This is a genomic window from uncultured Parvimonas sp., assembly GCF_963524015.1.
GTDB lineage: Bacteria > Bacillota > Clostridia > Tissierellales > Peptoniphilaceae > Parvimonas.
In genome coordinates this window covers 99,670-114,526 of the sequence record NZ_CAURDT010000003.1, presented here as the reverse complement: position 1 = coordinate 114,526, position 14,857 = coordinate 99,670, and the positions used below count along the sequence as shown (strand labels likewise).

Annotated in this window: 12 protein-coding genes and 1 pseudogene; 9 read left to right on the top strand and 4 right to left on the bottom strand. The window is 30.7% G+C overall.

All coding sequences use genetic code 11. The features are described 5' to 3' along the window. Positions 1-222: 222 nt before the first annotated feature. From RWJ08_RS05065 to RWJ08_RS05025, 9 genes and pseudogenes are all read left to right on the top strand, one after another. Entirely contained in the window at positions 223-657 is a 435-nt protein-coding gene (locus tag RWJ08_RS05065; protein WP_313961296.1) for a hypothetical protein, read from the top strand. A gap of 14 nt (positions 658-671) precedes the next feature. Beyond that, a complete protein-coding gene (locus tag RWJ08_RS05060; RefSeq protein ID WP_313961295.1) occupies positions 672-1,370 on the top strand; it encodes a hypothetical protein in 699 nt (232 codons plus the stop codon). Positions 1,371-1,385: 15 nt separating this feature from the next. Further along, positions 1,386-2,072, top strand: a complete 687-nt coding sequence (locus RWJ08_RS05055; protein ID WP_313961294.1) for a hypothetical protein — start codon at positions 1,386-1,388, stop codon at positions 2,070-2,072. 490 nt (positions 2,073-2,562) lie between these two features. Further along, positions 2,563-2,724 (top strand): annotated as a pseudogene (locus tag RWJ08_RS05050) (transcriptional regulator); the annotation flags it as partial. Between the two features lie 15 nt (positions 2,725-2,739). Continuing rightward, positions 2,740-5,478, top strand: a complete 2,739-nt coding sequence (locus tag RWJ08_RS05045) for a type I restriction-modification enzyme R subunit C-terminal domain-containing protein (protein WP_313961293.1) — start codon at positions 2,740-2,742, stop codon at positions 5,476-5,478. Position 5,479: 1 nt separating this feature from the next. Next, on the top strand, positions 5,480-6,715 hold the full coding sequence (locus RWJ08_RS05040; protein WP_313961292.1) for a restriction endonuclease subunit S: 1,236 nt from the start codon (positions 5,480-5,482) through the stop codon (positions 6,713-6,715). Then, complete coding sequence (locus RWJ08_RS05035; protein ID WP_313961291.1) at positions 6,715-8,205, top strand: class I SAM-dependent DNA methyltransferase; 1,491 nt, start codon at positions 6,715-6,717, stop codon at positions 8,203-8,205. Before RWJ08_RS05040 ends, RWJ08_RS05035 begins: the two co-directional genes overlap by 1 nt. Positions 8,206-8,214: 9 nt before the next feature. Beyond that, positions 8,215-8,646, top strand: a complete 432-nt coding sequence (locus RWJ08_RS05030; protein ID WP_248109725.1) for a hypothetical protein — start codon at positions 8,215-8,217, stop codon at positions 8,644-8,646. Between the two features lie 14 nt (positions 8,647-8,660). After that, entirely contained in the window at positions 8,661-9,056 is a 396-nt protein-coding gene (locus tag RWJ08_RS05025; protein ID WP_248109726.1) for a TIR domain-containing protein, read from the top strand. 133 nt (positions 9,057-9,189) lie between these two features. Here RWJ08_RS05025 and RWJ08_RS05020 read toward each other — a convergent pair whose 3' ends face one another. The 4 genes from RWJ08_RS05020 to gcvT all read right to left on the bottom strand — a co-directional run bounded on the left by RWJ08_RS05020 (position 9,190) and on the right by gcvT (position 14,277). Further along, complete coding sequence (locus RWJ08_RS05020) at positions 9,190-10,209, bottom strand: NADPH dehydrogenase (RefSeq protein WP_313961290.1); 1,020 nt, start codon at positions 10,207-10,209, stop codon at positions 9,190-9,192. 144 nt (positions 10,210-10,353) lie between these two features. Continuing rightward, the gene (gcvPB, locus tag RWJ08_RS05015) at positions 10,354-11,802 is read right to left on the bottom strand and encodes an aminomethyl-transferring glycine dehydrogenase subunit GcvPB (protein ID WP_009355022.1); all 1,449 of its coding nucleotides are present in this window, start codon (positions 11,800-11,802) and stop codon (positions 10,354-10,356) included. Position 11,803: 1 nt separating this feature from the next. Continuing rightward, the gene (gene gcvPA, locus RWJ08_RS05010; protein WP_150263313.1) at positions 11,804-13,147 is read right to left on the bottom strand and encodes an aminomethyl-transferring glycine dehydrogenase subunit GcvPA; all 1,344 of its coding nucleotides are present in this window, start codon (positions 13,145-13,147) and stop codon (positions 11,804-11,806) included. A 26-nt stretch (positions 13,148-13,173) separates the two neighbouring features. Then, positions 13,174-14,277, bottom strand: a complete 1,104-nt coding sequence (gene gcvT / locus RWJ08_RS05005) for a glycine cleavage system aminomethyltransferase GcvT (protein WP_313961289.1) — start codon at positions 14,275-14,277, stop codon at positions 13,174-13,176. Positions 14,278-14,857: the final 580 nt, after the last annotated feature.

The window sequence follows — 14,857 nt, the reverse complement described above, 5'->3', positions numbered from 1 at the left end:
AAAGTAAATTTTAAGAAAAATCTTAATTTTCATTGATAAAAATAAATTTATTGTATTTATTAGTTGAATTGATTTTACACTAAAAATGTATAATAATATCCTTTATCAAAATATATACTAAATAATTTGTCTTTAAGACAAAGAGTAAAAAGTGGATATTGAATACAATTAGGACGTATAGTATAATAGTGTATAGATTAAAGAATTAAGGGGCCTTTTATTATGACTGATTTTTTTAGATATTATTTGATAGGATTTGAAACTATGTGGCAACATAGTATTACAAGAAATGCTATGATATTTCTTTTTATTGCTTTTTTGATTATAATATTTCGTAGAATTTCAATAGCACTTCGAAGTGGAGGAAGTGTTTTTAGACCTTATCATATTTCAAATGGAAATTTTTATATACACAATGCTTTCTATTTTTTAAATAGAGTTATACCTTTAAAAAAGATAAGATCAATTGAAGTTGATAGAATTAGGTCTGTAAGACTAAATGGAAGCAGATATATGCTAACTATTGAACTTAAAAATGGAAAGAGGACAGCCTTTTTTTTCGGTAGAGATAAAGCAAGTGATGAATTGGTAAGAAACTTAAAACAGGATACTAAAAGGTATAATATTAAAATTCATACTATTAATTTTGATAAGTAAAGATAGGAGATAATATGAAAAAGATAAAATTTCATAGTATTTATTATAGATTTATATTATTTATACTTACTTTTGCAATTCTTATTATAAATATGATAATAGCTGATAAAAATGCAATAATACAATTCTATAATTTTAATATAAAATTATTGAAATTAAATTATATTTTCATTGGAATTTTTATTGCTATTACATTAATTTTTTCTTTTATTGGTTGGAAATTTTATGTCTGTAAAGAAGGAATATACTTAAGAAAAATAGATTTATTCATTCCTTGGGAAGATGTTGATGCTATAAGTCATGTTTGGATTAATGAATTGAGTATAAGACCTAACGGGAAACAATATTTGTATAATAGAAAATCTTTAGTAATCTACAGAAAAGATAATAAACCTATTTGCATTTATAATATTTCTTTATTAGCTTTATACACAATAAAAATATTTAAACCTAGCATTAAAACCAATGTTATTATTGCTACATTGGCTACTATTTTTAATGTTGCAGTTAATTTTGGAATACTTTATTATATTTTTTATAGAAAATTGGAATTTATAGATATAAAAGTATTTTTAATTTTTATTAGTATTTATGCTATTAAGAGCTTAATAGTACCATTAATAATGGTAATGTACGAAAATAAAATACATGGACAATACTTATTTCACGATAATGCATATAACAAAAATTCCTCAAAAGTAATTCAATTGTAAGTAATAAGGAGAGTTATGAAAAAGATAAAATTTCATAGTATTTATTATAGATTTATTTTGTTTATTTTTGCTATTTTTTTAACTAGTATAAATTCAATAGATAGAGTTAATAAAGTTACATTTGATTTTAAAGGGTTAAAAGTAGAATATTTAAATATTTGTTTTTTCGTTATTTCAATTGTTCTTATATGGTATTTTGAATTTTTTACTTGGAAATTATATATTTGTAAGGAAGGAATATATCTTAAAAAAATAGATTTATTTGTTCCATTTGAAGAGATAAATTCTGTGAGTCACGTTTGGTTTAGTTCATTAGGAAGTGTTAAAGACCGTTCAAGTTATAGTAGAAAATCATTGGTGATTTACAGAAAAAATGACAAGCCCATTGTCGTTTACAATATTTCTTTATTAGCATTATATTTTATAAAAAAATACAATTCAAAAGTTGAAATAAATATTATGTCTGCAACTTTAGCAACACTATTTAATGTTTTAGTTAATACATGGTTTCTTTATAGAACATTTACAGATTTTAATGGTATGATTAATTATACAGAATTATTTATCTATATCATTATATTTATAATAAAGTCATTAATACCATTTATAATGATTAGAATTCAAAATAAAATACATGGAGATTACCTAGAACATGATGTACCATGGTATGGTTGGGGAAATGACAAAGTTATTAAATTGTAAAAAATTAGATTTTCTTAATTTTAATATCAAGTTACTAATCAAAGTTTATTGCCATTTTATTAAAAAAAGTAGCTTATAAAAGGGTAATTCAATAAGGTATTTATAATCCTGTAAAATATCGGCATAGTCGTGAAATATCGTCTATGCCGTTTTTTCATTGCTTGAGATTTGGATTTCCCTGATAAAGTTAAATACGATTTTCAGTTTCTTGGTATCTTGTGACCATATTGATACACATAGACCTTTTCAATAAAGGTTTTTTGCACAAGTTCAAAGAAGCTATCAACATGGGCTGATTTTTCTTTTGCCTCGTTTATGATTGATTCCAAAAACAATCTCTTGAAGGACTGGGTACTAGAAAAATTCATATTTATTTGGTATAATAACGCTATATTAACGAGTGAGAAACGAAAAGGAGATATGTATGAGTTTTCCTGAAGAGATAAAAAGAATTAGACAGCGTTCATTTCTAACGTAGCAGGACTTCGCTGATAAAATTGGTGTTGCATTTTCCACAGTAAATCGTTTGGAATCCGGACGTGCCAAGCCAAACTTAAGAGCAATGAAGAGCATTAATGCTTTTTGTCTTGAAAACAATATTCCTTATGTGACGATTGAGGAAGCATGGCTAGATTACAAAATTGAGAAGTAAAGGAGGTGGTTCATCATGACTCCAGAGCAAGAAGCACGAGTTGTTATAGATGAAAAACTAGAACAGTCTGGATGGGTAGTACAAAATGTTGCTCAGCTAAATCTTGGTGCTGCATTAGGTGTAGCGGTACGAGAATTCCCAACTAGTACTGGACCGGTTGATTATGCATTATTTATAGATGGAGACCCTGTTGGTGTTATTGAAGCAAAGAAAAGTTCTGTTGGTGAAAATATCACAGTTGTTGAAGAACAGTCTGCAAGGTATGCAACCAGTTCTTTCAAATGGATTAATCGTGAATATACTATTCGCTTTGCGTATGAAGCAACTGATAAGCTAATCAAATTCACGGACTATAAAGATATAAAGTATCGTTCTAGAAGAGTTTTTTCTTTTCATAGGCCTGAACATTTAAAGTCTTTATTGCAAGCATCTGATACGATTAGAAATAATATGAAACATTTTCCTATTCTTGATACAACAGGATTCCGAGAGTGTCAGATTAATGCGATTAACAATATGGATGTTTCTTTTGCGGATAATCGCCCACGAGCATTAGTGCAAATGGCTACTGGTGCAGGTAAAACATTCACTGCTATTACAGAAGCATATCGCTTACTAAAATATGGGAAGATGAACCGTATTCTTTTCCTCGTGGATACAAAGAGCTTAGGAGAACAGGCTGAAAGAGAATTCTTAGCATATACACCAAATGATGATACAAGATCCTTTTCACAGTTATATGGTGTAAGACGCCTGAAAAATTCTTATATTCCTAATGATGTTCAGATATGTATTAGTACAATTCAAAGAATGTATTCTATTCTGAAAGAGGAAGATTTAGATGAATCAACAGAGGAAGAATCATTCAATGAATATGTAACTGCTGATAGTAAAGCACCAAAGGAAGTTGTATATAACGAAAAATATCCGCCTGAATTCTTTGATTGCATTATCATCGATGAATGCCACAGGTCTATTTATAATGTTTGGCAACAAGTATTGACTTATTTCGATGCATTCTTAGTAGGGCTTACTGCTACTCCGGATAAGAGAACATTTGCGTTTTTTAATGAGAATGTAGTCAGTGAATACCGTAGAGAACAAGCTATTATTGATGGTGTCAATGTTGGCGAAGACATTTTCCTTATTGAAACGGAAGTGTCTCAAAAAGGTGCTCACATTCTAAAAAGAGTTATCGAATATCGTGATCGTCTTTCTCGTGAGAAGCGTTGGGAGCAGATGGATGAAGATTTGGTTTATGACAAAAATAAACTTGATAAAGATGTCGTGAATCCTAGTCAGATTAGGACTGTTATAAAGACTTTTAAGGAAAATTTATTTACTTCACTATTCCCACGACGAAAAGAAGTGCCAAAGACGCTTATCTTTGCTAAAACGGACAGTCATGCTGATGACATTATAAATATTGTTCGTGAAGAATTTGGTGAAGGTAACGAGTTCTGCAAAAAAATTACCTACTCTGTAGAAAATGCTGAAAGTACATTAAGTTCCTTCAGAAATGATTACTATCCCCGTATTGCAGTTACTGTGGACATGATTGCCACAGGTACGGATGTTAAACCTCTTGAATGCTTGATATTTATGAGAGATGTTCGTAGCAAGAATTACTTCGAGCAGATGGTCGGTCGTGGTACTCGAACTATCGGTGTGGACGATTTGCAGAAGGTTACGCCATCTGCTACGGAAAACAAAGACCATTTTGTTATCGTAGATGCTGTGGGTGTAACAAAATCCAAAAAATCAGAAACAAGAAGTCTTGAAAGAAAACCTACTGTCTCTATGAAAGAATTAATGATGAATGTTGCCTTAGGTGATAAAAGTGAGGACACCCTTACTTCTCTAGCCAACAGAATATCAAGACTTGATAAACAGATGACAGACAAGGAACATAAGGAATTCAAGAAAAATGTAGGTATTTCTGCTCGTGACATTGCCAACAATCTTCTCAATGCTTTTGATGAAGATGTAATAGCAGAAAAAGCCAAATCCATAATGTTGTCCAGTGTTCCTACTCAGCAGGATATGGAAAAGGCTCAGAAAGAATTATTGGATGAAGCAACGAAGCCTTTCTATAACCCGGATAACAGAGATTTCATTGAAAATATTAGAAGAAGTCATGACCAAGTAGTTGATACTGTCAATCTTGATTCTGTAGTCTTTGCAGGATTCGATTCTCAGAAAGAAGAGAATGCAGATAAGGTTATTACTTCATTCAGAGAATTTATTGAAGAAAATAAGGATGAGATTATTGCGTTGCGTATTATTTACAATGAATCTTACAAAGATAGACCGATGGTGATTGAGCAACTTAAGTCTCTATATGAAAAACTTAAAAAGAAAAATATCACTATTGATCGCCTTTGGGATTGCTATTCTATAAAATTTACAGATAAGGTAAAGTGTGGAACTGTAGCACAGTTAACAGATCTTATCTCTATTATAAGATTTGAAATTGGTGAAACAGATGAGTTAACCTCATTTGCAGATAGAGTCAATGCTAATTTCAAGGAATGGACATTTAGAAAAAATGCCGGATACTCTCAATTTACCGAAGAACAGATGGAATGGCTTCGTCTTATCAAAGATCATATCATCTCGTCTTTGAGTATTTTGGATGAGGACTTAGATTATACGCCATTTGACCACAAGGGAGGCTTACTTGGCTTCTACGAGGCTTTTGGTAATAATTATAAAAATATATTAAATGAAATGAATGTAGAATTGGTGGCGTAAAATGAAAAAAATAAATGAAATATGTGATATTTTAAATGGGTACGCCTTCAAAAGTAAACATTATGTTGATTCTGGAATTCGTGTAATACGTATAGCAAATGTGCAAGACGGGTATATTTCAGATGAAAATCCATGCTTTTACCCTAACAGTAGTATAGATGACATTGAAAAATATATCTTGAAAGAAAACGATCTTTTGATATCTCTAACGGGTAATGTTGGGCGAGTTGCTTTATTAAATAAAGAATATCTTCCTGCTGCCTTGAATCAACGTGTTGCTTGTTTACGAATAAAGGAGTCATACGTTGATAAGAAGTATTTATTCTACTATTTAAATCAGCGTAAATTTATTGATGATTGTATTAAAGCATCCAAAGGTGTAGCCCAATTAAATTTAAGTACTAAATGGCTTGAGAGTTATCAATTGGACATTCCACCTATTAAGGAACAAGAACGAATTGTTGCAAAAATTGAGGAACTATTCTCTGACCTTGATAATGCTGTGGAAACTTTAAATGCTACTAAGACACAGTTAGAAGTGTACAGGCAAGCAGTTCTTAAAGAGGCTTTTGAGGGGAAGCTTACCGCTAAATGGCGAGAAAGGAATAATATAGACTATTCATTTAATAAAGTAAATATCAAAGCATTAGTAAAAAAAGAGAAAAACTCACTTAAAGCAGGTCCATTTGGTTCATCTTTAAAAAAGGAATTCTATGTTTCAAATGGATACAAAATATATGGACAGGAACAGGTCATTGCTGGCGATGAATGCATTGGAGATTACTATGTAAATGAGGAAAAATACCAAGAGTTAATTACATGTAAGGTTTCTCCTAGAGATGTTTTAATCAGTTTGGTAGGAACGGTTGGTAAAGTTCTTATTTTATCCAGAGAATGCAAAGCCGGTTTAATTAATCCTCGACTTATCAAAATTTCGTTAGATGAAAATATAATGATACCTGAATACTTTAAATATTATTTTGAAAGTGACTTTATTAAGACCTTATATAAGTCTAAAGTTCATGGCGCAACGATGGATGTATTGAACATGAGCATGATTAAGGAATTGCCTTTTTTACTATGTTCCATAAAAGAACAAGAACAAATAATTTATGAAATAGAAAGTCGTATGTCAGAATATTATAACATAGAAAATACTGTTAATATGGTTTTACAACAAACATCAGCAATGCGACAAAGCATATTAAAACAAGCCTTCGAAGGGAGATTATTATAATGGCAAATGAAAATACATCAGCAATCATCTCCAAAGTGTGGGGAATGTGTAATCCTCTTAGAGATGATGGAGTCTCTCACGGAGACTATTTGGAACAACTTACATATCTGCTATTTCTTAAAATGGCGGATGAATATTCAAGACCTCCCTATAATCGTGATACTGGAATTCCGGAAGGTTATAAATGGAAGGATTTAAATACGCTAAAGGGCGCTGAACTTGAAGAGCAGTATAAAAACACTCTTGAAACGCTTGGTGAAAAGTCTGGCATGCTTGGACAGATTTTCAAAGGAGCGACAAACAAAATAAATAATGCTGCTATCCTATATCGTATTGTACAGATGATAAATAACGAAAAATGGGTGGCAATGTCTTCAGATGTTAAAGGTGAAATCTATGAAGGCCTACTACAAAAGAATGCTGAAGATATTAAAAGTGGTGCCGGACAATACTTTACTCCACGTCCGCTTATCAAAGCTATGGTTGAATGTATCGCACCAGAGCCTATGAAGACAATCGCAGATCCATGCTGTGGAAGTGGCGGATTTTTCTTGGCTGCTCAGTCATATATTTCTAATCCAGATAATTATTCCTTAGATAGAGAAAAAAAAGAATTTTTGAAAGATAAGACTTTCTATGGAAATGAAATAGTTAGTGCTACCTTCAAAACTGCCTTGATGAATTTATACTTACATAATATAGGTGATATTTACACTGAGGCACCAGTTACGCTTGGAGATGCTCTATTAACTGATCCAGGATATCGTGTTGATTATGTTCTTACAAATCCGCCTTTCGGTAAGAAATCTTCTATTACTTTCACAAACGAAGATGGCGAGCAGGAAGATGAAGATTTGGTCTATAATCGTCAGGATTTCTGGACTACAAGTTCAAACAAACAGTTGAACTTCATTCAGCATATTAATACAATTTTGAAGGCCACAGGCAAAGCTGCAGTTGTTCTTCCTGATAACGTACTGTTTGAAGGTGGTGCAGGAGAAACTATTCGTAAAAAATTGTTAGAAACTACAGACCTCCATACCATTTTAAGATTGCCTACAGGGATATTCTATAAGCCAGGAGTAAAGGCTAATGTATTATTCTTTGACAAGCGTCCGGCAAGTCCTGAAAAACAAACAAAAGAAGTATGGATTTATGACTTAAGAACCAATATGCATTTTACCTTAAAACAGCATCCGATGACAGATGTTGATTTGCAAGAATTTATCAAATGCTATAATCCACAAAATAGACATAATAGACAAGAAATATGGTCTGTAGATAATCCAGATGGTCGTTTTAGAAAATACTCAATCACAGATATTTTAAATCGTGATAAGACAAGTTTAGATATATTCTGGATTAAAGATAAATCTCTTGCTGACCTTGATAATCTTCCATCACCAGATGAATTAGCTGGAGATATCATCGAAAATTTACAAAGTGCGTTGGATAGTTTCAAAGAATTACAAGCACAGCTAGACAAATAAGGAGGATGTATGAAACAAGAAGATAAAACTGAAATTATACTTTCTCAATGGCAGACTTGCGTAGATACAGCTAATTCAGTAAGTCAAAGAAGAGATTCCATGAATAACATATTCATTACATTGAACTTAGCTATTTTGGCTGCTGTTTCAATCACATGGGATGTAAAGTCTATATTCATTCTTACTGCAGGAATCGTAATTTGTTTCCTTTGGATTCTTTTTATAAGAAATTACAAATTACTTAATACAGCAAAGTTTGAAGTGATTAATAAGATGGAATCAAAATTACCTATTGCTCCATTGAAGGATGAATGGGAAATCTTAAAGAAAAACAAGAAATATAGAGATACCACAAAACTTGAAAAATGGCTGCCAATCACATTCATTATCTTATATTTAGTCATGATAATCACTATTGTAACTTTAAAAATAACTTGTTAAGGAGGAAATTGAAGATGACCTACAATTTATTTATTAGCCATTCATGGGTTTATGGAGATGCATATGACAGATTAGTCGATATGTTGGATGCAAAGCCATATTTTATATACAAAAACTACTCTGTTCCTAAAAATGATCCAATTCACAATGCTAGATACGATTATCAATTACGAGCAGCGATTAAGGAACAAATGCAACATGCCAGTTGTGTTTTAATATTGGCTGGAGTATATGCTACTTATAGTAAATGGATTAATATTGAAATTGAACTAGCTCAACAGATGAATAAAACTATTATTGCAATCGAACCGTGGGGTTCTGAAAAAACATCTATTGTAGTAAAAAAAGCTGCTGATAAAATTGTTCGTTGGAACACTGATTCTATTGTAGCAGCAATAAGAGGCTATTAAAAAATGACCACATCGGAGTAAATTAATACTCTAGTGTGGTCATCTTTTTTGCTTCCGTTTGAATGTGTCAATCCAAAATTCGTTGTTTACTCAAATCCCTAATTGAGCTTCCCAAAGGTAAGCTACTTTTTTATTAAAATTTTATGGCAGAGTATGAGAATAGTGGATATTCTATTTCTTTTGATTCGTTAAAATATGCTCCAGCACCATAAACCCAGTTTGGATTTTTAAGTAATGTCCTTCCTTGGTAAATCATATCACATACATCACTTTGAAGCAAATATTCACATAATCCATAGTCTTCCAAAAGACCAACAGCAGAAACTGTAAGGCCTGTTTTTTTTATTTCTCTACTTAATTCCGCTTGGTATCCCGGATAAACTAGTGGACTTTTTGGTACAACTCCACCACTTGAAATACTATTGAAAACAACTCCGTCTTCTTTTGCAAGTTTTAGAATCTTTATAATGTCTTCTAAAGAATTACCTTTTTCATCATATTCATTAGCAGAAACTCTAATATGAACATCTATGTCAATATTTTTAATTGCTTTTAAAATATCTCCTAAAAATTTATATCTTTTTTCTAAACTACCACCGTATTCATCATTTCTTTGATTTGATAGGGGAGATAAAAATTGATTGATTAAATATCCATGTGCAGAGTGGATTTCTACAAAGTCAAAACCTGCTTGTTTTGCAAGTTTTACAGAATTTACAAAATCATCTTGTAAAGAAATAATTTCTTCTTTAGTCAATTCTCTTGGCGCTTTTTCATCTGCAAATGGAATTGCACTTGGTGCTACAATATCATCATAAGAAGCATCTGCTTTTCTTCCTGCATGACTTAATTGAATTCCAATTTTGCAATCATAATTATGAACTCTATCTACAAGCTCTTTAAAAGCTTTCATTTGAATTTCATTGTATAATCCTAAATCTACTTTTCTAATTCCACCAGTAGGATTAACCATAGTTGCTTCTATAATTATTCCTGCAACACCACCTAAAGCTCTTGCTACATAGTGATCAAAATGCTCTTTAGTTAAAACTCCGTCTACAGTTTTTGTATGAAACATACACATTGGAGCCATAACAACTCTATTTTTAAATCTATTTCTACCTATTTCCATAGGGCTTAAAAGTTTACTCATAAAAAACCTCCTATATTTTTCTGACTAATTTATACCCTAATTTTTTTAGATAATGATTATTTATTAAAATATTTTCTAAAAAACAGTTTAAAAATAGGTAAGAAAAAAGCTGTTATTTTCATAACAGCTTTTTAAAAAATTATACTATTTTGTATATTTTAAGATTAATTCTTTTGCAGCTAATGTTTCATCAGGACGTTTAATTTCTGTATCATGAGGTGCTGCATGAACTATTTCAGGATTTGTTTCAGCTTCTTTAGCAATCTTAATTAGAGATTCTGCAAATCCGTCAAGAGTTTCTTTTGATTCACTTTCAGTAGGTTCAATCATCATTGCTTCATGAACAATCAATGGGAAGTATACAGTTGGTGGATGATATCCCATATCCATCAATCTCTTAGCTACGTCAAGAGTTACTAATCCGTTAGGATTCTTTAATCCACCGAGTACAAATTCATGTTTGAATTTAACATTTTCAGGAAGATTGTAGTAATCTCTTAATTTATTTGCTAAGTAATTAGAATTTAATACTGCATAATCACTTGATTTCTTAAGTCCATCAGCGCCTAAAGCTAAGATATAAGCATAAGCTCTAACTAATACACCAAAGTGTCCATAGAAATCTTTCATCTTACCTAATGTTTTTGGAACATCATAAGATAAGCTGTATTTTTCACCATTTTTAACTACAATAGGAACTGGTAAGAAGTCTTTTAAGAAATCTTTACATCCAACATAACCTGCACCAGGACCTCCGCCACCGTGAGGAGTAGAGAATGTCTTATGAAGATTGTAGTGAATTGCATCGAATCCCATATCTCCAGGTCTAACATGTCCTAGAATTGCATTGGCGTTTGCTCCATCATAATATACTAAACCGCCAGCATCGTGAACGATTTTTGTAATTTCTTGAATTTCTTTTTCGAATAATCCTAATGTATTAGGGTTAGTAAGCATTAGACCAGCAGTATCATCACCAACAGCTGCTTTTAATGCTTCAATATCAACTAATCCACTTTCACAAGATTTAATTTCGATAATTTTATAACCTGCCATTGTAGCTGTTGCAGGGTTAGTTCCGTGAGCTGAGTCAGGAATTATAATCTTATCTCTTTGGAAATCTTTGTTGTTTTCATGATATGCTTTAAATAACATAATACCTGTTATTTCACCATGAGCTCCGGCAGCAGGTTGTAATGTGCAAGCATCCATACCTGAAGTTTCATTTAGAGCTTCTCCAAGTTCATACATTAATTGTAAAGCACCTTGAGCTCCACATTCAGGAATATTTGGATGAAGTGTTGCAAAACCTGGAAGAGCACACATAGCTTCGTTGATTTTTGGATTGTATTTCATTGTACAAGATCCTAGTGGATAAAATCCTGTATCAACACCAAAGTTTTTATTTGAAAGATTTACAAAATGTCTAACAACTTCTGGTTCAGAAACTTCCGGTAAATCAATTTCGCCATCATTTAATAGTTCAGCAGGAATTAGCTCTTTAATACATACATCTTCAACATCCAATTCTGGTAATTTATGACCAATTTTACCAGGTTTTGATAGTTCAAATATTAATTTATCGTATTTCATATTATGCTTCCTCCAATACCTTACATAGTTTGTCTATTTCTTCCTTAGTACGTTTTTCAGTAACTGCAAACATAATAACATTTTCTAATTCAGGATAATACTTTCCAAGATCGAAACCACCGATTATACCATTTTCAAATAATTTCTTATTTAATTCACAAATCGGTTTTTTAGCTTTTAATGCAAATTCTTTATAGAAAGGTGCATCAAAAACTTTTTCGAATTTACCTGTTTCTAAAAGTTTCTTATAAAGATAATGAGATTTCTTTATACATTGTTTTGAAAGTTCTTTAAGACCTTCTTTACCTAAAAGATCCATATAAATTGCTGCAGTCAAAACATTGATACCTTGGTTAGAACAGATATTTGAAGTAGCTTTATCTCTCTTAATATGTTGTTCTCTGGCTGATAGAGTAAGAACCCAACATCTCTTTCCATCTCTGTCAACAGTTTGTCCAACTATTCTTCCTGGAATCTTTCTTAAAAATTCTTTATTAACAGCCATAAATCCTAAGTATGGTCCACCATATGAAATAGGAATACCTAGTGATTGAGCTTCACCTACAACTACATCAACATTACAATCAGATGGTTTCTTTAAAGTTCCTAAAGAAGAAGGGTCAACAGAAACTACTGAGTAACATTTTTTAAATCCATGTGCTAGTTCAGAAACCTTAGTTACATCTTCAATATTACCGAAGAAGTTTGGATTTTGAACTAAAACAGCACCAACTTCATCATTTAATTTTGCTTTTAAATCATCAATACAAGTTACACCGTTACAAGTTTTAACAACTTCCATTTCAATATGTTGAGCATGAAGGTAAGTTTTTAAAACTTCTCTTGACCAAGGTGCAATAGCTTCAGAAACTAAAACTTTTTTCTTCTTAGCATGATGTGCAGTCATAATTGCTGCTTCAGCTAAACTTGTTCCTTGATCATAAAGTGATGCATTCGCATATTCCATACCAGTAAGATTAGAAATCATTGTTTGGAATTCAAATATATATTGTAAAGTACCTTGACTGATTTCTGGTTGATATGGAGTGTATGAAGTTAAAAATTCACTTCTACTGATTATTGTTGGAATAACAGCAGGAATATAATGATCATAAGCTCCAGCACCTAAAAATGTTGTATATTCACTTGAAGATGCATTTTTACTTGCTAACTTAGTTAGATAGTTATATACTTCCAACTCACTCTTTGCTTTTGGAATATTTAATTCTCTCTTTAATTTTAATTCTTCAGGAATATCTGAGAATAAATCTTCAACAGAATTAACACCAAGGCTATCTAACATATCTTTAACATCTTGTTCTGTTAGAGAAATATAAGGATACATATAGAATTTACCTCCTAATAATTTAATTATTTTTTAAGAAATTTCTTGCTTATTAATACAGCAGGAACCTTTTTATTTCTAATTTCAACTTGAACTTCATTTCCTACTTCAGCTTGATCAGCATCAACAATTACATTTGCAATAGTTTTGCCTAATGTAGGTGACATATAACCAGTTGTAACAAATCCGATTTCTTTATCACCTTTAAATACTTTTGCTCCGTGTCTTGCAATACCTTTACCAGTTAATTCAAGACCGATTAATTTTCTAGGAACTCCAGCTTCTTTAAGTTTAGTTAAAGCAGCCTTACCAATGAAATCAGCTTCTTGTTTTAATTTTACGAAATATCCAAGTCCAGCTTCAAGTGGAGTGATTACATCGTCCATTTCATTTCCGTAAAGAGGAAGAGCAGCTTCAAATCTTAAAGTATCTCTACAACCTAAACCGCAAGGCATAACTCCATCTTCTTTACCAATCTTAAGAATTTCATCCCATAATTTATTCATATTTTCACCAGATCCATAAACTTCGAATCCGTCTTCACCTGTATAACCAGTACGAGAAACTAAGAATTTTCCACAATCTCCAAGTTCAACATTTTCTTTAAATGTGAAGAATTTTATTTCATTTGCTAAATCAACATTTTTAGCTAATTTTTGTAAAACTTTTTCAGCTTTAGGGCCTTGTAATGCAATTTGTGCAGTTTCTGATGAAATATTTTTTATTTCTACATCGTAATTTCCTTTTTGTTTTAAAAACCAAGCAAAGTCTTTGTCAGTATTTGCAGCATTAACTACAATATACATATCATCTTTACCTTTTCTGTAAACTAGTAAATCATCAACAACTCCACCGTTTTCATTACATAATAAAGAGTAAATAACTTGTCCATCACCAATAGTTGTCAAATCATTAGTGATTAAATGATTAACATAGTCAAAAGCATCTTTTCCTTTAACAGTAACTTCTCCCATATGTGAAACGTCGAATAATCCAGCATTATTTCTTACTGCATTATGTTCAGCAGCCAATCCTTCATATTTAACAGGTAATAACCAACCTGCGTAATCTACAACTTCTCCTCCATATGAAATGTGTTTTTCGTACAATGGTGTTTTTTGTGCAGCCATATCAAATTCCTCCTTAAATTTTAATAGAAATCAATTACCTCTCATAAGATAACCCTTTTTCCTTAATGTAATTATAGTATAAAAAAATAAAAAATACAATAGTCTTTTTACAAAAACATAAAAAGTTTTTTATCAAACTAAAATAATTATTTATATAATTAACAAAATAGATTAATAAGAAAACAAAAACGTTTTTATTTTAACTTATAGATTAGTAATATATAAAAAATATACCCTTAATATTATAAAAATTATAAAAAAATAGAGAAGTTTTTTATAATTTTATTAAAAAACTTTATCTACAGAAATATAATTGGTAAGAAATCTTATAACTATTAGTAAAAAAATAAAAAACATTAATTTTTTAAAAAGTTTTTCAAAAAATTAAAATAAATTTTAATATTTTTATAAAATTTTTTTAATTTTACATAAAATATGTTACAAAAGTTAAAATAATCAAAAAATGATGACTATTTGTCAAAAAACTTTTTATTTTTTTATATTATTTTCTTAATGAAAAAATTTAAGATATATATTTTATACACTAAAATTATTTATTAAAAAAATAGAAACGTTATTC

Excerpts from the sequence above, each read along its gene's own strand:
- RWJ08_RS05040 (WP_313961292.1), top strand. The coding sequence starts at position 5,480 with ATGAAAAAAATAAATGAAATATGTGATATTTTAAATGGGTACGCCTTC.
- RWJ08_RS05060 (WP_313961295.1), top strand. The coding sequence starts at position 672 with ATGAAAAAGATAAAATTTCATAGTATTTATTATAGATTTATATTATTT.
- RWJ08_RS05055 (WP_313961294.1), top strand. The coding sequence starts at position 1,386 with ATGAAAAAGATAAAATTTCATAGTATTTATTATAGATTTATTTTGTTT.
- RWJ08_RS05030 (WP_248109725.1), top strand. The coding sequence starts at position 8,215 with ATGAAACAAGAAGATAAAACTGAAATTATACTTTCTCAATGGCAGACT.
- gcvPB (WP_009355022.1), bottom strand. The coding sequence starts at position 11,802 with ATGAAATACGATAAATTAATATTTGAACTATCAAAACCTGGTAAAATT.
- gcvPA (WP_150263313.1), bottom strand. The coding sequence starts at position 13,147 with ATGTATCCTTATATTTCTCTAACAGAACAAGATGTTAAAGATATGTTA.
- gcvT (WP_313961289.1), bottom strand. The coding sequence starts at position 14,277 with ATGGCTGCACAAAAAACACCATTGTACGAAAAACACATTTCATATGGA.
- RWJ08_RS05045 (WP_313961293.1), top strand. The coding sequence starts at position 2,740 with ATGACTCCAGAGCAAGAAGCACGAGTTGTTATAGATGAAAAACTAGAA.
- RWJ08_RS05035 (WP_313961291.1), top strand. The coding sequence starts at position 6,715 with ATGGCAAATGAAAATACATCAGCAATCATCTCCAAAGTGTGGGGAATG.
- RWJ08_RS05020 (WP_313961290.1), bottom strand. The coding sequence starts at position 10,209 with ATGAGTAAACTTTTAAGCCCTATGGAAATAGGTAGAAATAGATTTAAA.
- RWJ08_RS05065 (WP_313961296.1), top strand. The coding sequence starts at position 223 with ATGACTGATTTTTTTAGATATTATTTGATAGGATTTGAAACTATGTGG.
- RWJ08_RS05025 (WP_248109726.1), top strand. The coding sequence starts at position 8,661 with ATGACCTACAATTTATTTATTAGCCATTCATGGGTTTATGGAGATGCA.